The organism is Ruegeria sp. R13_0 (genome assembly GCF_017743995.1).
Lineage (GTDB): Bacteria > Pseudomonadota > Alphaproteobacteria > Rhodobacterales > Rhodobacteraceae > Ruegeria.
Window position 1 is genome coordinate 61746 of sequence record NZ_JAGHRB010000013.1, and the last position, 20047, is coordinate 81792.

The 20047-nt window shown below is 58.7% G+C and carries 18 protein-coding genes; 12 read left to right on the forward strand and 6 right to left on the reverse strand.

The window, feature by feature from the left end; translation table 11 throughout:
- Positions 1-189: 189 nt before the first annotated feature.
- Positions 190-2076: a PhoX family phosphatase gene (locus J7394_RS17170; protein ID WP_209254802.1), complete on the reverse strand. Its 1887-nt coding sequence runs from the start codon at positions 2074-2076 to the stop codon at positions 190-192.
- Between the two features lie 180 nt (positions 2077-2256).
- Here J7394_RS17170 and J7394_RS17175 point away from each other — a divergent pair, with 180 nt between their 5' ends.
- Positions 2257-3369, forward strand: a complete 1113-nt coding sequence (locus J7394_RS17175) for a Ppx/GppA phosphatase family protein (RefSeq protein ID WP_170373666.1) — start codon at positions 2257-2259, stop codon at positions 3367-3369.
- Positions 3369-4091 carry an RlmE family RNA methyltransferase gene (locus J7394_RS17180; protein ID WP_209254804.1) on the forward strand — a complete coding sequence of 241 codons (723 nt, stop codon included), beginning with the start codon at positions 3369-3371 and terminating at the stop codon, positions 4089-4091. The genes J7394_RS17175 and J7394_RS17180 overlap by 1 nt, the downstream gene beginning before the upstream one ends.
- Here the strand turns inward: J7394_RS17180 and J7394_RS17185 are convergent.
- From J7394_RS17185 to J7394_RS17195, 3 genes are all read right to left on the reverse strand, one after another.
- On the reverse strand, positions 4088-4225 hold the full coding sequence (locus J7394_RS17185; protein WP_209254806.1) for a hypothetical protein: 138 nt from the start codon (positions 4223-4225) through the stop codon (positions 4088-4090). The genes J7394_RS17180 and J7394_RS17185 overlap by 4 nt on opposite strands.
- Before the next feature lie 152 nt (positions 4226-4377).
- On the reverse strand, positions 4378-6267 hold the full coding sequence (locus tag J7394_RS17190; RefSeq protein WP_209254808.1) for a cytochrome c3 family protein: 1890 nt from the start codon (positions 6265-6267) through the stop codon (positions 4378-4380).
- Positions 6264-7130 (reverse strand): YihY/virulence factor BrkB family protein, encoded by an 867-nt coding sequence (locus J7394_RS17195; RefSeq protein ID WP_209254810.1) that lies wholly within the window; start codon positions 7128-7130, stop codon positions 6264-6266. The genes J7394_RS17190 and J7394_RS17195 overlap by 4 nt, the downstream gene beginning before the upstream one ends.
- A gap of 139 nt (positions 7131-7269) precedes the next feature.
- On the opposite strand from J7394_RS17195, the gene J7394_RS17200 reads away from it, so the two are divergent.
- From J7394_RS17200 to J7394_RS17230, 7 genes are all read left to right on the forward strand, one after another.
- The gene (locus J7394_RS17200) at positions 7270-8355 is read left to right on the forward strand and encodes an AI-2E family transporter (protein ID WP_209254812.1); all 1086 of its coding nucleotides are present in this window, start codon (positions 7270-7272) and stop codon (positions 8353-8355) included.
- A 166-nt stretch (positions 8356-8521) separates the two neighbouring features.
- Positions 8522-9499 carry a MoxR family ATPase gene (locus tag J7394_RS17205; protein WP_209254814.1) on the forward strand — a complete coding sequence of 326 codons (978 nt, stop codon included), beginning with the start codon at positions 8522-8524 and terminating at the stop codon, positions 9497-9499.
- A 20-nt stretch (positions 9500-9519) separates the two neighbouring features.
- Entirely contained in the window at positions 9520-10467 is a 948-nt protein-coding gene (locus J7394_RS17210; RefSeq protein ID WP_209254817.1) for a DUF58 domain-containing protein, read from the forward strand.
- Complete coding sequence (locus tag J7394_RS17215; protein ID WP_209254819.1) at positions 10464-10937, forward strand: DUF4381 domain-containing protein; 474 nt, start codon at positions 10464-10466, stop codon at positions 10935-10937. The genes J7394_RS17210 and J7394_RS17215 overlap by 4 nt, the downstream gene beginning before the upstream one ends.
- A complete protein-coding gene (locus J7394_RS17220; RefSeq protein WP_209254820.1) occupies positions 10937-11920 on the forward strand; it encodes a VWA domain-containing protein in 984 nt (327 codons plus the stop codon). Before J7394_RS17215 ends, J7394_RS17220 begins: the two co-directional genes overlap by 1 nt.
- 2 nt (positions 11921-11922) lie before the next feature.
- Positions 11923-13419 (forward strand): VWA domain-containing protein, encoded by a 1497-nt coding sequence (locus J7394_RS17225; RefSeq protein ID WP_209254821.1) that lies wholly within the window; start codon positions 11923-11925, stop codon positions 13417-13419.
- Positions 13416-14639: a BatD family protein gene (locus J7394_RS17230; RefSeq protein ID WP_209254824.1), complete on the forward strand. Its 1224-nt coding sequence runs from the start codon at positions 13416-13418 to the stop codon at positions 14637-14639. Before J7394_RS17225 ends, J7394_RS17230 begins: the two co-directional genes overlap by 4 nt.
- A 1-nt stretch (position 14640) precedes the next feature.
- On the opposite strand, the gene J7394_RS17235 is transcribed toward J7394_RS17230, so the two are convergent.
- Positions 14641-15321 (reverse strand): Crp/Fnr family transcriptional regulator, encoded by a 681-nt coding sequence (locus tag J7394_RS17235; protein ID WP_209254826.1) that lies wholly within the window; start codon positions 15319-15321, stop codon positions 14641-14643.
- A gap of 198 nt (positions 15322-15519) precedes the next feature.
- Here J7394_RS17235 and J7394_RS17240 point away from each other — a divergent pair, with 198 nt between their 5' ends.
- From J7394_RS17240 to cls, 3 genes are all read left to right on the forward strand, one after another.
- On the forward strand, positions 15520-17130 hold the full coding sequence (locus tag J7394_RS17240) for an arylsulfatase (protein WP_247748279.1): 1611 nt from the start codon (positions 15520-15522) through the stop codon (positions 17128-17130).
- Positions 17131-17203: 73 nt separating this feature from the next.
- Positions 17204-18178, forward strand: coding sequence for an HAD family phosphatase (locus tag J7394_RS17245; protein ID WP_209254828.1), 975 nt, complete (start codon positions 17204-17206; stop codon positions 18176-18178).
- A gap of 23 nt (positions 18179-18201) precedes the next feature.
- A complete protein-coding gene (gene cls, locus J7394_RS17250) occupies positions 18202-19614 on the forward strand; it encodes a cardiolipin synthase (RefSeq protein WP_209254831.1) in 1413 nt (470 codons plus the stop codon).
- Here cls and J7394_RS17255 read toward each other — a convergent pair.
- A complete protein-coding gene (locus J7394_RS17255; protein ID WP_209254833.1) occupies positions 19611-20045 on the reverse strand; it encodes a two pore domain potassium channel family protein in 435 nt (144 codons plus the stop codon). The two genes, cls and J7394_RS17255, sit on opposite strands and share 4 nt — an antisense overlap.
- Positions 20046-20047: the final 2 nt, after the last annotated feature.

Sequence of the window (20047 nt, forward strand, 5' to 3'; positions counted from 1 at the left end):
GGTCGGTTTTCGACACCCAGCGCCTTCCAAGCGACCTTTTTGCCTATGACGGTGTACAGTCGTTTTAGCCGGGTTTCACATAAAACCAGATATCAAAACTTTCAACGCTTGTATGAGGATGACTCAACTCAAGCAAAAACCCCGGGCGGCAACACCGTCCGGGGCTTGTTTTTAAGGGCGTTTTCGGCCTTAGCCGACCAGACCGCCATCTTCGCGCGTGACCGCGATGATGGCCGAGCGTGGCACGGCATCGCCGCCTTCGGGCCAGTGGCTGTTGCCGTCCTCACCGGGGTGTTGGACGCCCACAAACATGGTGCGGCGATCCGGCGACCAGCTGAGGCCGGTGATCTCGCACTCATTCGGGCCGACCAGGAAGCGACGGATTTCGCCGGTGACCGGGTCACCTGCCAACATCTGGTTGTTGCCCTGACCTTCGAAATCACCTTCGTTGCCATAGTTGCCGTCGGTCTGGATCCACAGCAGGCCGTTGCTGTCGAATTTCAGACCATCGGGTGAGTTGAACATGTTCTCGGCATTGACATTGTCCGACCCGCCATAGGCGTCCTGATGAACATTCGGGTTACCTGCCAGCACATACAGATCCCAGCCAAAGCCGGGCGCGGTATGATCGCCACCTTCGGGACGCCAGCGCACGATCTGGCCATAGTTGTTGGCCTCGCGCGGGTTCGGACCGTTGACCGAGGTGTCATCCCCACCGGCATTCGGCTTGACGCCCCGGTTCTTGTTGTTGGTCAGACAGCAGTAGACCTCGGCCACGTTCGGGTTGGCCGCTACCCATTCGGGGCGGTCCATGGTGGTCGCGCCCACAGCAGACGCGCCCTGACGGGTGTGGATGCTGATTTCAGCCTGCGAAGCCAAACCGGTTGTTTCAGGCGTCAGGTCCAGCCACTCACCAGTGCCGTCATCGTTGAACTTGGCAACCGACAGCGTGCCGTTTTCCAGAAGCGCGTTGGTGTCAACACCCGCCGCATAGACACCGTCCGACACGAAGCGGTATAGGAACTCGCCGCGCTCATCATCGCCCATATAGACGACAACGCGACCGTCATTGTTCACGAGGGACTCGGCGTTTTCATGCTTGAAACGACCTAAAGCGGTCAGCTTGCGCGGGGTCGAGGTCGGGTCGGTCGGGTCGATCTCAACCACATAACCGGCGCGGTTCGGTTCGTTGGGGTTTTTCGAGACGTCGAAACGGTCATCGATCTTGGCCCAGCCATAGCCCCAGTCGCTGGCCGACACGCCATAGCGCTTGAGTTCCGGGCTGACCTCGTGGTTTTCGTCTTCCGCCGAGAAGTAGCCGTTAAAGTTCTCTTCACAGGCCAGATAGGTGCCCCACGGCGTCATACCGTTGCCGCAGTTGTTCCAGGTGCCCTTGGAGGTTGTGCCGGTCGGGTCAGCAGCAGTTTTCATCAGGTCATGGCCCGCAGCCGGTCCGGTGAGGGTCATGTCGGTCTGCGGAGTGATGCGGCGGTTATACGGGCTGTCCTTGACGATGCCCCATGTGCCGTCGGTATTGGCAATCTCGACCACAGTCACACCATGGGCCATCATACCCTTGGCGACATCGTCGTCCGAGGCCGCCTTGGCATCGGGGTTGTTGCCCCACAGGATGTCACGATTGGTGTATTCGTTGTTCACGACCAGCAGAACATGACCGTCATGGAAGAACACGTCCTGACCGTCGGTGTTGTCGCCAAAGGCGCGTTCCTGACTTGCGGCGGTGCCGCGGGTCGCGTGATCGAACTCGGGCGCGTCAGACCACAGCGGATCGCCCCATCGTACCATAACCTCGGCCTTGTAGCCTGCGGGCACGACAACCTCATCGGCAGTTGAGACCGGAATCGCCTCGAACGAGAACCGATCAGCTGACGCGCGCGCACCTGTGGGCAGAAGCGAGCCGCCTACTGCGGTAAAGCTGCCCATGGCCAGAACGCCCCCCAGAAAGCCACGTCGCGACAAGGCGCGTTCGACCACGCGGTCGAATTCACATTCTTCGGGGCGCGGATTTACGACTTCATCAAATTCATCGAAGGACAGGGTGCGCTCATCTTTCATGGCAGTCTCCGTATCTGGCTGTAAGCTTGAAGAGAATCCCGAAATGGGGATCGGCACGGGAATTGCATTTCAGTATGAACGCTGTGTGACACTCACGTTAATTTCAAAATTGAAATCACTTGCGCGTCGGCGATCCCCCGCCTAGGGTCAACTTAACTCGAAAATCGGAGGGCGTTACGAATGGCGCCCAAGCGTCCCAAAGGTGCGGGCGCGTTCCCGAAGGCGGTCGAAAGCCCCGCGCCGGCAAGACCCGATCCAGATGCACTCTATGCGGCGTTGGATCTGGGGACAAATAGCTGCCGCATGTTGATAGCCCAACCCAAGGGGAGCGGGTTCCATGTGGTCGACAGTTTCTCCAAATCCGTGCAGTTGGGCGCGGGTCTGGAACGCACGGGACGGCTGTCCCGCGCGTCCATGTCGCGCACCGTTCAGGCGCTGCGAATCTGCCAGCAAAAGCTCAAGCGCAACAAGGTCAAACGGATGCGCCTGGTCGCAACCGAGGCCTGTCGGCGCGCGAAGAACTCGCGCGATTTTATCCGGCAGGTGCGGCGCGAAACTGGCCTGAACCTTGAGATCATCCAACCCGAGGAAGAGGCCCGTCTGGCCGTTATCTCCTGCGCGCCTCTGGTGTCGACCAAGACCGAGCAGTTGCTGGTCGTGGATATCGGCGGCGGCTCGACCGAGCTGGTGTGGATCGACATCTCATCGGTTCCGCGCCGCGACCGGCCTGCGGCAATCATGCGTCTGCATAACGGCTTTCATACCGCTGACAGCCCCTTTCCGGCCGCCAAGGTCGTGGACTGGATCAGCGTCCCTCTTGGCGTCGCAACCCTGCGCGACCAGTTTCATGACGTTGAGGATGACTCGGCCCGGTTTGCCCTCATGAGCTGGTTTTTCGAGGAAAACCTCGCCGATTTTGCCCCTTATAAGGACGAACAGACCCGAGCGGGTTTTCAGATCGTCGGCACCAGCGGCACTGTAACAACTGTAGCCGCCTCGCATCTGGGCCTTAAGCGCTATGACCGGACCAAGGTGGACGGTTTGCGCATGACCAGCGATCAGATTGACAAAGTCATACGCGGGTATTTAGAACTCGGCCCTCACGGGCGACGCCGAGACCCTCGGATTGGGGATGACCGGCAGGCCCTGATCATGTCCGGCTCGGCCATTTTGCAGGCCCTTTTGCGTTGCTGGCCCACCGACCGCCTGTCTGTTGCGGATCGGGGACTGCGCGAAGGACTGCTTTATGCGCAGATGAGCGCGGACGGCGTATTGGAAGACGGACCGTTCTGATGGCGAAGACACCGAGTGGAAAAAACACCTCAGGCCGTGGACAGCGTGACCTGAAGGTCAAGGTGAAGACGGCGCGTGGGCGCAAGCTCAGCTCGACCCGCTGGCTCGAGCGGCAGTTGAATGACCCCTATGTGAAGCGCGCGAATGCCGAAGGCTATCGTGGGCGCGCTGCGTTCAAGATCCTTGAGCTGGATGAGAAATTCCGCTTTCTGGTCCCCGGCGCGCGCGTTGTTGACTTGGGCTGTGCCCCCGGTGGCTGGCTGCAGGTCGCCGTCAAGCGGGTGAATGCACTCGGCGAGAAAAGCGGCAAGCGTATCGGCACCGTTCTGGGTGTTGACCTGCAAGAGGTTGAACCGGTTGCAGGCGCGACGGCCCATGTGCTGGATTTCATGGAAGATGACGCGGACCTCAAGGTCAAAGAGTGGCTGGGCGGCAAGGCGGACGTTGTGATGTCGGACATGGCTGCCGCGTCTTCGGGTCACAAGCAGACCGACCATTTGCGGATCATGGCCCTGTGCGAAACCGCCGCTTACTTTGCCTTTGATGTGCTGGAAGAAGGCGGCACCTTTGTGGCCAAGGTTCTGGCCGGTGGCGCCGAGGGCGATTTGCAAAAGCTGCTCAAGCAGAAGTTCGAGAAAGTCGCAAACGTCAAACCGCCTGCATCGCGTTCGGACAGTTCCGAGAAGTTCGTGGTTGCGACCGGATTCCGAGGCGGCGCCTAGTCCTCAAGTACGATCTGACCGGCCAACCGCTGTTCGCGTAGCGACGCGGCGGCGATGCCTTGCAGCATCAGCCCCTCACCATGGTTCAGATCAATCGGCTTGCGGTCTCGAAGTTCCGCGATCCGTTGATCCATTGAGACCTGCCTGCCACTTAAGGCTGGCTGTTTCAAAACATGTTCCGACATATGACACCTAATACGACCCGTTGGCCTGACACCCTCAGACATAGGTCTACCTGTGAAATCTGCCGGGATGATGGCGCGAAACGGGCGTGCAAAGGCCGTTCTTATGGCCCGAGTTGCCGAGAAAACTCTTGCAGGTTCGGATCATTGGGAATGCGCTGCAAGCCCTCCTGCACGACCTCACGCGCGGCCTGCGGCCCGCGATTGATCTGCGCCAGCTGCACCAGCATCGGCCAGGCTTCCGAACGCTGAGGGTCGAGGGTCACAACCTCGCGAAAGGCACGCTCGGCTGCTGGAGCGTTGCGGAAGGTCAGTGCCATTCCGCCTAGCACCATATGGGTTTCAGGGAAATCCAGACGGTTTGCGATTGCCCCTTGCCACTCGGCAGTGGCCTGCCCTGCCAAGATCCGTTGTTCCTGCGTCAACGCCTCGGACGGGATTGTCAGGACCTCTTTCGCCGCCGAAATCCGAACGTTGCGCAGCGGGTCGGAAAGCAATGGTTCCAACCGCTGCACCTGATCGCGGGGAGAGGCCTGACGTTGCAAAGTCACAGCGTTGGCCCGAACCAGCGGGTCGGCATCCGTCAGTAACTCCGCCGTGGCGTCGGCCATCTGACGTGAGCCGAAGGGTTGCAGCAGATACGCCGCTGTTGCGCGCACGATCCCGGCCTGAGACGGATCGTTGGCAATCGCCAGCAGACCTTCGGGACTGTCCGCCTGCCCCGCCATCGCTGGCGCAAAGACCGAACCGAAATGCAGACCGCGATGGGTTGAGTCCGGAAACCAGCCCTCGATTTGCGCCGCGGCCCATGGCTGGTCTTTGTCGGTGTGGCAATCAGTACAGGCGTCCTGACCAAGGCCCAGATCAGGGCGCGGCACACGGAAACTGTGATCCCGACGACCGTCGACGCCCATATAGACACGCTCGATCATGTGGCAGGTCTTGCATTGCGCGCCTGCGCTGTCTTCGGGGTGGTGGTGATGCTCGGGCGTGTCATAGTCCTTGTGGGCCAGAGTTGGGAAATCCGGATTGCCTGCCGGAGAATGGCATTGCGTGCAGACCCCATTGCCATCGGCCCTCAGCGTCGCGCTATGGGGTTCGTGGCAGTTCATGCAGCCCACGCCCTGCGCATACATTTTGGATTGCAGGAAGGACCCGTAAACATAGACCTCATCCAAAATCTGACCGTCGGGGTGATAGGCCCCCGGTCGCAGCAGCGCCAGATTGTAGGCGTCGTGATAGGGCGTTCCGGGCAGAGGGTTGCCCTGCTCATGCGCCTCGCGACGGGAATGGCACCCTGCGCATTGCTGAATTTCGGCCTCGGTCTGGCCCTTGCCCCATGACATCGCGAACCCGGCCTCGCCCACCCCTTCGGGCAGTACACGGCCATTGACCCAGTCGATATGCGCCGAGCCGGGACCGTGGCAGGCCTCACACCCGACGCCGATCTCAGCTTGGCGAGACTGGTAACTGCGGGTTTGCGCGTCGTAGTTCTTTTCAAATCCCGTTGCGTGGCATTCAGCGCAGCGGGCGTTCCAGTTCTTGTAGGGTCCGGTCCAGTGCAGCCCGTCATCCGGGGGCAAATCCTGATCCGGGTAGAGGTGGAACCAGCGCTTGTTTTCCGTGTCCCAAACCACGTCGAAACTCTGCAATCGACCGGGATCGGTTTCGAACAGGTATTGCTGCAAGGGTTCTATGCCGACGACTGAGTGGACGTCATATTCGGTCATCACACCGTCTTTTTCAGTGACCTGAGCGGTTGGGACCTCGCCGCTATGGTCGAACAGGACCGACATGCCGTCATGCTCAAAGCGGGTGCCATCAAAATCGGCAACGATCCTACCTGCGCCGACCTCGGTCCAGGCGAGTGCGTGGTGAGAGTTGGCCCAGGCCTCGGCCTCATCTACGTGACAATCCGCGCATTGATCCGAACCGACATAGGACTGCGCGTTGGCGGCCCCGGCCAAGGCGACAAACAGCAACGCCCACCTCATGCCCGTGCGCCTTGTTCGTCGCGCTGCATATCCATCAAAGCGCCGTTATACTCCGCGCCGAGGATCAGGATCGCCGCACACAGATAGAGGAAAATCAACGCCGCCATCGCCCCCGCCAACCCGGCATAGGTGGCGCTGTAGCTGGCGAACTGGCCTATATAGATGGAAAACCCCCACCCTCCGGCCCCCAGCAGAACAAGGGTCAGAACGACGCCGGGCAAGATCTGCGTCACCCGATGGCGCCCGGTTGGCAGGATCAGATGCGCCAGCAGGATCGTACCCGCCGGAACCGCAATCGTGAAGGTCCAGCGCAGCCGGTCCACCGACAACCAGTTCGAGACATCCACATCCGTATGCTCGGACACGAGCTGCGTGTAGACGGGCAAGACAACCTCGACTGCGGCGATGATCAGGATCGCAGCGCCGCCCAGAATGACAAGACCAATGCAGAGCAACCGCGTTTTCCAGAACGGCCAGCTGTCCTGATCATGATAGGCCTGATTCATCGCTGCCCGCACCGCAGCCACCCCGTTCGAGGCGAAATAGACCGCCAGCAGACCGCCGATGGTAATCACGCCCGAGCCGGAGTTCTGCAGCACCGCGCGCAACTCGGAGACGATCGGTGCAGCTACATCCTGTGGCCATGCGCCGAAAATCAGCTCGATCAATTCGTCATTCACATAGCCCTGAGACAAAGCGCCCGCCAGCGCCACTGTAAACAGAACAAAGGGAAAAAGCGCCATCATCATCGACATGGCGACATGGCTGCTCATGACAAAGCCGTTCTTCTCGCCAAAGCGCCGAACGGCCAGGAAAAACGCCTTTATCAAACGGCTTGATATGGGATTCGCAGCACTGGACATAGGGAACTCTACCCTGCGCACCCTACGGGTAGAAGCCACCCAAGCGGAAAAACAATCATATAAATAATTGAGCGCATTGCATAAACTCTTTGCCCTGTGCAGGATCGTATCAAGCACCTTGCCTCAATCAGGTTTGCACATGCCTCTGGACCCGAACACCACCAAGCAAGTCCCCCGCGCCACACTGCCTGTGGTGCGTGATACCTGTATTGTCGCGACCCTTCTGGTATTGGGACTCTACGCAGGGGCTGCCTTCCTGATCCCGCTGACCATGGCGTTGCTAGTCAACGTGCTGATCATCGCGCTTAGCGACCGGATCGCTGCCCTGACGCGTGTCCCCGTCTGGCTCGCCAACATAGCCGGCGTCACCGTGGTTCTGGCTGGCCTGTTCATGATCATGTATATCCTCGGCAGTCAGGCCACCCAGTTTGCCCGCACCGTCGGCACCTATGAGGAGCAATTCGACAATGCCGTGAACCGCATCGCTGGATTGGTCGGCAGTGATGTGACGCGTTTTATCCGGGATAATCTGGTCAGCATCGACATGTCCTATGTCGCCCGCATCCTACTGGGCAGCGCGACATCGTTGCTGAACCAGTTCTTCCTGATCAGCCTCTATGTTGCGTTTCTGATGGCCGAGCGTCTGGCGTTTCGGAAGAAGATCCAGATGGCCGCCGGCAACCCTCAGACTGGTCGAGAATTCGCGGCCATGCTGGATGCGATCTCGATCAGTCTGCAACGTTATGTCGGGGTCAAAACGCTGATCAGCCTGATCACGGCAGGCATCAGCTACAGCATTTTTCGCTTGCTGGGCCTTGAATATGCCGAGACATGGGCCGTGCTGACCTTTGCACTGAACTTCATCCCCTCGATCGGGTCGATCATTGCCGTCATCTTCCCCGCGATGATCGCCCTGGTACAATTCGAAAGCATCGCTCCGTTTCTGGTGGTGGTTCTAGGCTGCGGTACCATCCAGTTCGTGATCGGCAATTTCCTCGATCCGGCGTTGCTGGGCCGGTCGCTGAACATGTCGACCTTTCTGGTCATCCTCGCCCTGATGTTCTGGACCACCGTATGGGGCCTGATCGGAGCCTTCCTGAGCGTCCCCCTAACTGTCTGTATCCTGATCGTCTTCAGCCATATCCCGGCGCTGAGGCCTGTTGCGATCCTGATGTCTCTGGATGGCAGGCTTGGGGATGACAGCAACGGCGCGGTTTCCGGCTAGTTTCGCCGCCGCGCGAAAACAATCAAATATAAGGAAGTCGGAATTCCTGTTGGTCTGCGTGGTATCGCGCTGATAACATGTTCTCATTACTTGAAAATCCCGAATCCGGGCCACTGCAGGCACTCGGCTGCGCGGCCTGCCTTTCGGGCCGGAACGGGATATTTTTATGAGCGCACTCAATCAGATCATGGATCTCAGATCCCGCATGGCGCAGTCTATCATTGGACAGACCGAGGTGATTGATCGCCTGTTGATCGGTCTTCTGGCCAACGGCAATCTACTGATCGAAGGTCTCCCGGGTCTGGCAAAAACGCGCGCGGTCAAGGCCATGGCGAAGAACATGGATGCTCAATTCAGCCGCATTCAGTTTACGCCGGACCTGCTGCCCTCAGACGTGACCGGGACCGAGATTTATCAGCAAACGGACAAAGGCAGCGAATTCAAATTCGAACCCGGCCCGATCTTCGCCAACATCGTCCTCGCCGACGAGATCAACCGTGCACCCGCCAAGGTTCAAGCCGCTTTGCTTGAGGCGATGGAAGAACGCCAGGTCACCGTGTCCGGCACCACCCACAAGATGGAGCCGCTATTCATCGTCATGGCCACTCAGAACCCGATCGAGCAAGAGGGCACCTACCCTCTGCCCGAGGCGCAGATGGACCGGTTTCTGATGCATGTGCAGATCACCTACCCTCCGGTCGAGGATGAGGTTGAGGTCATCCGCCTCGTGCGTGGCGAGGACATCGCCGCAGGCAAAGATGCCCCCAAAGAACGTCCGCCAGCGATCCCGCAAGACGCCATCTTTGACGCTCGTTCTGAGATCGGAAAAATCCATGTCTCAGATGCGATGGACCGCTATATGGCCGATATCGTGCAGGCCACCCGCACGCCCGAGGCACTCAGCCCCGAACTGGCCAGTTGGATCGAGATCGGCGCCAGCCCCCGTGCTTCGCTTGCGTTGGACAAATGCGGGCGCACCCATGCGTGGATGAACGAACGCGACTATGTCGACCCCGCGGATATCCGTGCCATTGCCCATGATGTGCTGCGCCACCGCGTGACCCTCAGCTTCGAGGCGCAAGGATCCGGCAAATCAGCAGATGACGTGATCGCCGAGCTGTTGCGTTTGGTTGCATTGCCCTGACCCTTAAGGATACCGGCCGCATGAGTCAGACTGCGCCATATTCCAAAGACCCGCGCATCCATGTGGATGCGGACCAGCTTGTGCGTCTTGGCCCCCGCGCCCGAGCGCTCAGCCTTTTGCCCCGTCAACCTGCGCGGTCGATCCTGAATGGCCGCCATGCCTCGCGCCTGCGCGGCCGTGGCCTAAACTTTGAAGAACTGCGCGGCTATCTGCCCGGTGACGACATCCGGACCATCGACTGGAAGGTTACCGCCCGCACCGGAGACCCCCATGTGAGGGTCTATACCGAAGAGCGCGACCGCCCGGCTCTGTTGCTGGTCGATCAGCGTGTTTCGATGTTCTTCGGAACCGTTGCTTACATGAAATCCGTCATTGCCGCCGAGGCCGCAGCGATTGCAGCGCATCGCGTATTGGGTCAGGGAGACCGTGTAGGCGGCCTCGTCTTCAGCGATACGAGCGTTGCCGAACATCGCCCTCAGCGCCGCGCAACGGCCCTGACGCGATTGTTGTCTTCCATAGCGGCGGCCAACTCCGCCCTGCATGCGGGCCTGACGCCAGAACCGACCGTTTACTTGAACGATATGCTGACCGAGGCTGCACGTGTCTGCCAAACAAGCGGATTGATCTGCCTATTCTCCGACTGCGACGGCCTGGATGACCGGTCGGAGGCGCTGCTCCGCCGTCTTGCGGCGTCGAACGACCTGATCGTGTTCAACGTCGCCGATCCGACATCGCACAGCTTGGCGCTGGACCTCAAATTGACCGTCTCGGATGGCGACGCGCAGATCGAAATCGACAGCTCCGATCCCGAGCTTTCCGCGAAAATCCGCGCCTCCATGGAGGATCGCCTTGAGCAGCTCCACAAATGGTCGCGCCGATACGGGTTCCCTGTGGTTCCCTTGACGACCTCGGAACCGGCACTGGACCAGTTGATGCGCCTGTTCGGACATGGCGGAGCACGGCGATGAGCATAGACACCACCGGGAAATCTCTGGTCGACTTGCTGAATATGCTCGAACCCGCGCCCGAGCCTTCACCCATTTCAATGATGCCCCAAACATGGGGATGGGCTGCATTGGCGGTCTTGCTGCTGGTCGTTTTATTCGCAGCGGTCTCGGTATTTCGTAAAAACAGGCGCGCCAACGCCTATCGCCGTGCTGCCCTGGAAGAGCTTTCGGCACCGGATATCCCGACAGCAAGAATCGCCGAGGTGCTGCGGCGGACGGCTTTGGCCGCATACCCAAGGGATAAAGTTGCAGGTCTATATGGTGACGAGTGGGTTAAGTTTCTAAACCAATCCTCTGATATGCCGTCATTAAATCAAGAATTAAGCCATGCGCTGACCGAAGCGCCATACAAGACAACACCCTCGAACGAAGACCTCAGGCAAATGGCCCGGCATTGGGTCAAGTCTCACAAACCGTATCGGAGCGCATGATGCTTTCCTTCGCTGCTCCTTGGGTCTTTCTCCTGCTGCCTTTACCCGCAGCCGTGTATTTCCTCGCCCCACCTCGGCGTGAGAAGACGGCCTCGGTCCGCATTCCCTTTTTTCGCCGCGTCGCGCAAGCCGCTGGTGTTGAGCCAAAATCCGGCTCCGTGATCCGAAGCCGCGCCAGACTGCAAACAGCCTGTATCATCATTATCTGGGTGCTTTTGGTTCTGGCCCTCGCCAGACCCGAGCGTTTGGGTGAGCCTATTGTGATTGAGAAATCCGCGAGGGATGTTGTTCTTGCCTTGGATATCTCAGGCTCGATGGATCAGCGCGACTTTCAGACTGACTCTGGCGCGCCGATGCAGAGGCTGGATGCAGTCAAAGGCGTTTTGAAACAGTTCATTGCCGAACGAGATGGCGACCGGATGGCGTTGATCATCTTCGGTACACGCGCATTCATTCAGGCCCCTTTCACCGAAGATCTCAATAGTTTGAATGGGTTCCTGGATCAAACACAAGTCGGCATGGCCGGTCCAAACACGGCTCTTGGCGATGCGATTGGTCTAGGAATTCGCACGTTCGAGTCCAGCGAAGTGGACCAGCGTCTGATGATCGTTCTCAGCGATGGGGCGGATACCTCAAGCCGCATGACGCCAGTGAACGCCTCGGCCATTGCTGCCGAGAAAAACGTGGTCATCTACACGATCGGGGTCGGAGATCCGAACGCCTCTGGCGAAGATCGCGTGGACCTCCAGACCTTGCAGGACATAGCCGACCGGACGGGCGGAGAGTATTTCTTTGCCGACGATACAACAGCTTTGGAGCAGACCTACGCCCGCATTGATGAATTGAACCCGCGAACCGTTGAAACCCAAAGCTATCGACCCCGTCAAAGCCTGTCCCATATTCCTTTGCTGCTGGCGCTGATGGTCCTTCTGGTCAGCACAGCCGGGTTCCATTTCTCCCACCGAAAAAAGGGAGTGAGCTGAACATGGACCTTACGGATTTCCATTTTATTCGAGTGTATTACCTGTTGCTCCTCATCCCAATGGCGTTCCTGTGGTGGAGGATCAGACCCAAGCCCACCCGTCAAGCAACTCAGACCACCGGGATCGCACCACATCTTGCTGCCGCCCTGCAATTGGGCGCGGAGGAGAACCGTCGAATTCACCCTATCGACGTCGCCATGATCATCGCCACGCTGGTCACTCTCGCGGCGGCGGGGCCGACGTGGTCGCGCGCGCCCAACCCGTTGATCGCGGATACCGCGCCGTTGGTAATCGCTCTCAAAGTCACCGAAAGCATGGAGACCACCGATCTTGCGCCTTCGCGCCTTGACCGTGCCAAGTTCAAAATCGCCGACCTGATCACCGAACGCACCGGATCGCGCACCGCGCTGATCGCCTATGCCGGCACCCCTCACCGCGTCGCGCCTCTGACCGAAGACGCCAACATTCTGCGCCCACTGCTTGAGGGGCTGACACCGGCCGTAATGCCAAAGCAAGGTGATGCCGCCGCTGATGCCCTGACGCTGGCGCAATCCATTTTGGACGAAAGCGAGAGCCCGGGCGCGGTTTTGTTTGTTCTGGACGATCTCGACCCGTCTCAGGTTTCTGCTCTAAGAACCTCAACTCATGATCTTTTCTTCTTGACCATGCTGCCCGATGGCGACCGGATTGCGCAGCTGGGAAGTGTCCAAGGTGCTTCGACTGTTTCGTTCACGGATGACGACCGGGATATCTCTCGGCTGCAACGCCAAATTCAGACCGCCTATACCGCAGCCCTGGACGATGATGATCGGCTGGACTGGCAAGACAAGGGTTGGATGCTGGCCTGGCCCGCCGCGCTGCTGTCGCTTTTGTGGTTCCGAAAGGGTTGGGTGATCCGTTGGGCGCTTTTGGCGTTGTTCGTCCTTCCGCCCTCGGGCGCGCGTGCCGAGGGATGGCGGGATTGGTTCCTGACACCGGATCAGCAGGGGCAAATTGCGATGAACCAGACCCGGTTTGGAGACGCGGCCGAGCTGTTTGAGGAGCCATATCACAAGGGCTATGCGTATCTCAAAGACGGACAATATAAACAGGCCTCTGAGATTTTCGCCGGTTTGAACACGGCCGAGGCCGCTTTTGCCGAAGGTCTGGCCCGTATCCGAAATCGCGAATACCGCCCGGCAATTGCGGCGTTCGAAACCGCTCTGGAACGACAACCGGATTGGCCAGAGGCGCAACATAACCTTGAGGTCTCCAAGGCTGTCTTGGACTATGTCGAAACGACCCGGGAACAGTCTGACACGGGCGAGGAAGCTGGCATCGGCGCGGACGATACGGTGTTCGACAATGACGACGCGCGCGGTAGCGAAACCACGGTCCAAGCGCCCCAGGATGGACCGCAAACGCTGAATGCGGAGCAATGGATCAGCACGATTGATACCGACATGCAGGATTTCCTGCGCAACCGATTCCTGTTGGAAAATCAGGAGCGAACAGAATGAGATACGCGCTCCTCTTCATTCTCTTCTTCCCCGTTTCCGTCTTCGCGCAAGGCAGCGATACAACGGCACCTCAGATCACCGTGGAAGTTCCCGAAGAACCCGTCATCGTCGGCCAGCCAGCGATTGTTCGGATCAAGGTTCTGGTGCCGACCTTCATGCCGCAACCGCCGGAATTTCCGTCTCTGGAGCAGCAGAACCTCTTGGTGCGCCTGCCCGAACGCGCCTCGGGGCCGGTCAGTGAGACCGTGAACGGAGAGACATGGTCGGGTGTTCAGCGCAGCTATAGGGTGTATCCTCTGATCGCCGGCGACATCACCTTCGATGCGCAGACGGTTACGGTGACCTATGCCGATCCCAACACAAGTGCCCCGGTTCAAGCCACGGTCGATCTGCCTCCGGTCATGATCTCAGCCGAAATACCCGGTGGCGCGGAAGGCCTCGACCCGTTGATCATCGCGACCGGGTTTACCCTCGAACAGAAACTCGAAGGCCCTACCGACATGCAGGCCGGTGACGCCATCACACGCGAATTGACTGCGCGTATCTCTGGCACAACGCCGCTGTTGATCCCGGTTCTGACACCTCAACAGCAAAGCCCGCTGTTGCGCGCCTATCCCAAAGAGCCCCGGATTTCAGAAACCGAGGACCGTGGCGTGTTGTCCGGCCAACGTCAGGAAGAGGTCGTGTATATCGCGCAGCAAGAAGGTGTCGCGCAGTTGCCCGAGGTTTCCATCGACTGGTTCAACCTGCAGACCAACCAGGTCGAAACCGCCTCGGTTCCCGCGACAGAGCTGACGCTTGCGCCGCAGAAATGGCAGCCGCCCAGTCTGGACGAAGTTCTGAAGATCGCTGCCTTCGCCGCGATCGCCCTTTTTGTGATTGGGGCTTTGTGGCGTTTTCTTTCCCCGCGCATCCGCGATCTGAGAGAGGCACGCCGTGATCGGTATCTGGCGTCGCGGAGATATGCTGAAGACGCTTTGAAGACCGCCGTACAAGCTAATGATTTAAATGCGACTTATACCGCGTTCGAGCTTTGGAGATCGCGTGGTGGCAACCCAAATAGTGCAGTAAAGCTGGAGGACTGCCTGACCCGTATCGGTGCCGCCCGGTATTCAGGTCGTGATCAATCGGAAGACTGGAGTTCCGCCTTGGAAAGCCTAACCTCCCTGCGAGACGCGGCAGCGCGCGACAAGGATGCTTTGCCGCCGCTCAACCCCTAGATCAACTCTGGCAATTGGCAATCAGTTTGCTGCGGTCGATCAAGCGCAGGCGCCCGTAGCCAAGCTCGACCAAACCCAGATCCACCAGACGATGCAGGTTGCGATGCAAGGTCGGCTGAGAAACCGCGACCATCGCGGCCAGTTCCTCTTGCGACACGGTAATCCACCCGTCAGCCTTCGCGGCCCCCTCGTCCAGATGCAAAAGACGCAGAACTAAGCGTTTCTCGGTTCCCGTCACGGCCAGATTGGCCATGATGCGCAGAGAGGTTTTCATGTTCTCGCGCGTCAAGGCGTAGAAATCGCGGACGTATTCCGGGTTGTCTTGGACCAGCCTCTCGACCCGCGACGTGGGAAAGAACAATGTCCGAGTTTTTTGCGTGGCCACCACACTGATGAGGCGTCGCGCTTCGGCGAACAGCGCCAAATCTCCAACCCAAAATCCGCGCCCATCGCGATGCACGACAAATTCCTGCCCGTCATCGGCCGGGGCGGTGATCTGAACAGCGCCGCTGAGAACCGCGTGAATTCCATTTGCCTCATCGCCGTAGAGATAAAGCGTTTCCCCCGCATCAAAGGTTTTTCGCACGGCGCAGGTCATAAGATCGCTCTGAAATTTGTGACCGCGCGCGCCAAACCAATCCGACTGGGTCAGCGTTCGGATATCCTCATCAACATCAAACATTAGTATCTTCCAAAGCGATCATATGATAAGTTTTCGATACGTTTCATAGCCTAATCTAGTCCTGTTCGATTCTCGGACCAATAGATAGTTTTTTGTCCGACAATCAACACCTTGCTCGCGGTCTTTTCCTTAAGTCGGCCGCTGCCATTAACGATAAAATTACCGGGCCATTAATTCCCGTTTACTGAGGAGTTCTCCATGTCACCTCCACGAATGATAGCTAACAATTGGCGCAGTGCAGTGCGCAGGGTCGCTGTTGCGACCGTAGCCGTTGCCCTGGCCCTGCCGGCTTGGGCGCAGGATCAAAAGCCCAATATTCTTGTGATATGGGGCGACGACATTGGTCAGTCGAATATCTCGGCCTACACGATGGGTCTGATGGGATATCAGACACCCAACATCGACCGCGTCGCCAAAGAAGGCATGATCTTCACCGACTATTACGGTGAGCAGTCCTGTACTGCGGGCCGGTCCTCCTACATCATGGGTCAGTCTGTGTTCCGGACCGGTCTGTCCAAGGTCGGCCTTCCCGGTGCTGATCTGGGAATGCAGGTTGAGGATCCGACCATTCCCGGCCTGTTGAAAGACCACGGCTATGTGACGGGTCAGTTCGGCAAGAACCACCTTGGTGACAAGGATGAGCATCTGCCAACAAACCATGGATTTGATGAGTTTTTTGGCAATCTTTACCACCTGAATGCCGAAGAAGAGCCGGAAAACGAAGACTATCCCGGTGATCGCGTATTGGCCGATGGCCGCACCTTCCGCGAGGCGTATGGCCCACGTGGTGTGATCAAATCCAAATCAGATGGCACGATCGAGGACACCGGTCCTCTGACCCGCAAGCGCATGGAAACCGTAGATGATGAGACCGTGGCCGCCGCCATCGACTTCATCACCCGCGCACATGAGCAGGGTCAGCCCTTCTACGTCTGGTGGAACGGGACCCGTATGCACTTCCGGACCCACGTCAAAGACGAAATGCGCACCAAGGCCAACGAAATCTCGGGTCGTGTGGCCGATGAGTACACGGCAGGCATGATCGAACATGACATGCATGTCGGGCAACTGCTGGATTTGCTGGACGAGCTTGGCATCGCTGACAACACGATCGTTCACTACTCCACCGACAACGGCCCGCACATGAACACGTGGCCGGATGCCGCCGCGACGCCTTTCTGGGGTGAGAAGAATACCAACTGGGAAGGCGGATGGCGTGTGCCCTCGATGGTGCGCTGGCCGGGCCAGATTGAGGCCGGTTCTGTCACCAACGAGATCGTTCACCATATGGACTGGCTGCCCACCTACCTTGCGGTTGCCGGCGATCCGGACATCAAGGAAAAGCTGAAAGCGGGCTATAGCTCGTCTGGTATGGGCCGGGACTACAAGGTGCATCTGGATGGCTACAATATCCTGCCCTTGCTGACCGGTGAGTCTACCGAAAGCCCCCGGAAAGAGATCTTCTACTTCTCGGATGATGGCGACCTGACAGCGCTCCGTTTTGAGGACTGGAAGCTGATCTTCCTGGAGCAGAAAGCATGGGCAACCCTGCGCGCCTGGATCGAACCCTGGACCGAGCTGCGCATCCCGTTGATCATTAACCTGCGCCGCGACCCGTACGAGCGCGCCTACCGAACCTCGAACACCTACTATGACTGGCTGTTGGATCGGGCCTATTTCCTGGTTCCCGCCCAGCAATATGTCGGTACGTTCCTGAGCACGTTTGAGGAATTCCCACCGCGCCAGAAAGCGGCAAGCTTCAACCTGGATCAGGTTATGGAGAAGCTGACAACGCCGACCAACAACTAAAATCGGCGTTCAAATATACCGGGCCGCCCGTCATGGGGCGGCCCTTTTCCATTCCAAAACCACCGAGAATTTCATGAAACACGCTGTTCTAAGCGCCCTTTTGTCCGTCGCCCCTTTTGCACTGTTGGCGGACCCTCTGCCCAGCTGGACGCAAAGTGACTCGAAAGCCGCGATTGTCGCGTTTGTCGAGGCCGTTACCGAACCTGACGGCCCGGATTATGTCTCCCCTGCAGACCGTATCGCGGTCTTTGACAATGACGGCACGCTTTGGGCAGAACAGCCTGTCTATTTCCAGTTCATCTTTGCGATGGATCGGCTGGCCGAGTTGGCTGAGCAGGACCCAAGCATCCTGACCACTCCGACCTTGAAAGCCGCCGCTGAAGGTGATCTTGCGACCATCCTGGAAGGCGGTCACGACGCGTTGATCGAGGTCGTCAATGCCTCACATTCCGGCATCAGCGTCGAGGCGTTTCAGGCAGCCGTAGCAGACTGGCTTGCCTCGACACAGCACCCCGATACCGATTTGCCCTATGACCAGATGACCTACCAACCAATGGTCGAACTGCTGCGTTATCTGCGTGATGAGGGGTTCACGACGTACATTGTCTCAGGCGGCGGTCTTCATTTCATGCGCGTCTTTGCCGAACAGGCCTACGGTATCCCGCCCGAGCAAGTCCTCGGCACGTATGGCACCACCAGCTATGCGCAGGTCGATGGCGTTCCGACCATCGTCAAGGAACCGGGCATCGCCTTTATCGACGACAAGGAGGGCAAGCCCATCAACATCGAACGCACGCTCGGCAAACGCCCTATACTGGCCGGAGGGAACTCGGACGGCGACTTCGCCATGATGGAGTGGACGACGGCGGGTGATGGTCCGCGTCTTGGGGTCCTTGTCCACCACACGGATGCGGAACGAGAATGGGCTTATGACCGCGAGAGCCCAATTGGCCGCTTGGTTGACGGGCTGGATAAAGGCCCCGACATGGGTTGGGTCATTGTGGATATGGCGCAGGACTGGTCTCGCATCTACACTGGCGCCAACTGACCCGCGCCGGAGGCCCTAAGCCCATGTGGACATTGCTTGTTTCTGCTCTCGTTTTTTGTCTCTACGTGACAGCAGGCGTGTTCTCGCTACGCGCGGCACAAACCGCGCGTACCCCTCAGGGGGCTGTGGGCTGGGTGGTCTTCCTGATCTCGGCCCCGTTCTTTGCGGTGCCGATGTATTTGTTTCTGGGCCACCACCGCTTTCGCGGCTACCGCATCGCGCGGCAGGAAAGCGAGCGCGTCGTCGAAGGCATCAAGACCTTTGCCGACTATTCGAAACCCGATCCCTCGACCATGACACTCAACCCGCGTCCGTTCGAGGTTCTGGCCCACCTGCCCGTCTCACGCGGGAATGGGGCAGAGTTGCTGGTCGATGGAAAGACCACGTTTGACGCGATTTTCAAGGCCATTGACGCCGCCAAAAACTACATCCTGATCCAGTTCTACATCGTCCGGGATGATACGCTTGGGCAAGAGCTACAACAAAAGCTGATCGCCGCGGCCAAGCGCGGGGTACACGTTCGGTTCATGACGGATGCCGTTGGCAGCTATGGCCTTCCAACCGCATATCTCGAAACGATGCGTGAGGCTGGGATAGATGTAGCCGACCCCAAAGAACAACGCGGCCCGAACTTTCGGTTTCAGTTGAACTATCGCAATCACCGCAAAACGGTGATCATTGATGGCGAAACCGGATTCATTGGCGGCCACAATGTGGGGGTCGAGTATCTTGGCCAAAGTGAGCGTTTTGGCCATTGGCGCGACACCCACCTGAAAATGACCGGCCACATCGTGCGGCAGCTACAGCTGATTTTCTGCGAAGACTGGCACTGGGCGCGCGATGAGGATCTGATCGACCAACTTGATTGGGCAGGAAGCGAGGCCAAGCAGGACATGAACGCCCTATTGGTGGCAACCGGGCCGGGAGATGACACCGAAACCGGTGCAATGCTGTTCTTTGCCGCCATCGCAGAGGCCAAGGAAAGGCTGTGGATCGCCTCGCCCTACTTCGTGCCGGATATCGACATCATGACCGCCCTGCAGCATGCGGCCATGCGTGGGGTCGATGTCCGTATTCTGCTGCCAGACGTGATCGACCACCGCCTGCCCTGGCTGGCCGCCTTCGCCTATTTCGATGAAATCCGGGACTGCGGCGTGCGCGTGTTCCGCTATACTGACGGGTTCATGCATCAAAAAGCGTTTGTGGTGGATGATGCTCTGGCTGCGGTTGGAACGACAAATTTGGACAACCGCTCATTCCGGCTGAATTTTGAGGCGATGGCGCTGTTCTTCGACCCACGCGCGGCGGACGCCGTCAGTGAGATGCTGTCAGCCGATTTCGAGAAGTCTTATGAGCTGACGCGATCCCTGCCCCAGCAACCGGCCCATATTCGCTTTGGTGCCCCTCTGGCGCGGCTCTTCGCCCCTATTCTTTAAGAGAAAATCCGGTCCTGAAACACCCGCGTCATCAGTGCAACCATGTACGCGGTCGAAAGGCCAAAGGCCAACAGCCCCGTCACCGCCGCGAAAGACCCGAAGATCCGTAGTGCCTCACCCAGAACGATGTCGCCGTAACCCAGCGTGGTAAAGGTCACCAAGGAAAAGTAGATCGCAGTGTTCCAGTCGGGCAGCACATTCAGCATCACCCAGACAATCGCCCAGATCCAGACCTGAATGGTGTGGATCGCGACCGTGAAACCAAGCGCCACCGCAATTGGCGTCGCGGTGGCCAGAAACACACCTCTTTTTTCCAGATTGGTTTCCATTTTCATGATCACCACCGAACACCAGGTCAACAGCAGGATTTCGATCAGAAAACACAGGCCCAGAAAGGTGCTTCCCCAGACAATCTGATGTAGCAAGGTCATGT

What these genes read in the sequence shown, in the direction of transcription:
- J7394_RS17170 (WP_209254802.1), bottom strand. Translation starts at nt 2,076, where the DNA reads ATGAAAGATGAGCGCACCCTGTCCTTCGATGAATTTGATGAAGTCGTA.
- J7394_RS17175 (WP_170373666.1), top strand. Translation starts at nt 2,257, where the DNA reads ATGGCGCCCAAGCGTCCCAAAGGTGCGGGCGCGTTCCCGAAGGCGGTC.
- J7394_RS17180 (WP_209254804.1), top strand. Translation starts at nt 3,369, where the DNA reads ATGGCGAAGACACCGAGTGGAAAAAACACCTCAGGCCGTGGACAGCGT.
- J7394_RS17185 (WP_209254806.1), bottom strand. Translation starts at nt 4,225, where the DNA reads ATGGATCAACGGATCGCGGAACTTCGAGACCGCAAGCCGATTGATCTG.
- J7394_RS17190 (WP_209254808.1), bottom strand. Translation starts at nt 6,267, where the DNA reads ATGAGGTGGGCGTTGCTGTTTGTCGCCTTGGCCGGGGCCGCCAACGCG.
- J7394_RS17195 (WP_209254810.1), bottom strand. Translation starts at nt 7,130, where the DNA reads ATGTCCAGTGCTGCGAATCCCATATCAAGCCGTTTGATAAAGGCGTTT.
- J7394_RS17200 (WP_209254812.1), top strand. Translation starts at nt 7,270, where the DNA reads ATGCCTCTGGACCCGAACACCACCAAGCAAGTCCCCCGCGCCACACTG.
- J7394_RS17205 (WP_209254814.1), top strand. Translation starts at nt 8,522, where the DNA reads ATGAGCGCACTCAATCAGATCATGGATCTCAGATCCCGCATGGCGCAG.
- J7394_RS17210 (WP_209254817.1), top strand. Translation starts at nt 9,520, where the DNA reads ATGAGTCAGACTGCGCCATATTCCAAAGACCCGCGCATCCATGTGGAT.
- J7394_RS17215 (WP_209254819.1), top strand. Translation starts at nt 10,464, where the DNA reads ATGAGCATAGACACCACCGGGAAATCTCTGGTCGACTTGCTGAATATG.
- J7394_RS17220 (WP_209254820.1), top strand. Translation starts at nt 10,937, where the DNA reads ATGCTTTCCTTCGCTGCTCCTTGGGTCTTTCTCCTGCTGCCTTTACCC.
- J7394_RS17225 (WP_209254821.1), top strand. Translation starts at nt 11,923, where the DNA reads ATGGACCTTACGGATTTCCATTTTATTCGAGTGTATTACCTGTTGCTC.
- J7394_RS17230 (WP_209254824.1), top strand. Translation starts at nt 13,416, where the DNA reads ATGAGATACGCGCTCCTCTTCATTCTCTTCTTCCCCGTTTCCGTCTTC.
- J7394_RS17235 (WP_209254826.1), bottom strand. Translation starts at nt 15,321, where the DNA reads ATGTTTGATGTTGATGAGGATATCCGAACGCTGACCCAGTCGGATTGG.
- J7394_RS17240 (WP_247748279.1), top strand. Translation starts at nt 15,520, where the DNA reads ATGTCACCTCCACGAATGATAGCTAACAATTGGCGCAGTGCAGTGCGC.
- J7394_RS17245 (WP_209254828.1), top strand. Translation starts at nt 17,204, where the DNA reads ATGAAACACGCTGTTCTAAGCGCCCTTTTGTCCGTCGCCCCTTTTGCA.
- cls (WP_209254831.1), top strand. Translation starts at nt 18,202, where the DNA reads ATGTGGACATTGCTTGTTTCTGCTCTCGTTTTTTGTCTCTACGTGACA.
- J7394_RS17255 (WP_209254833.1), bottom strand. Translation starts at nt 20,045, where the DNA reads ATGACCTTGCTACATCAGATTGTCTGGGGAAGCACCTTTCTGGGCCTG.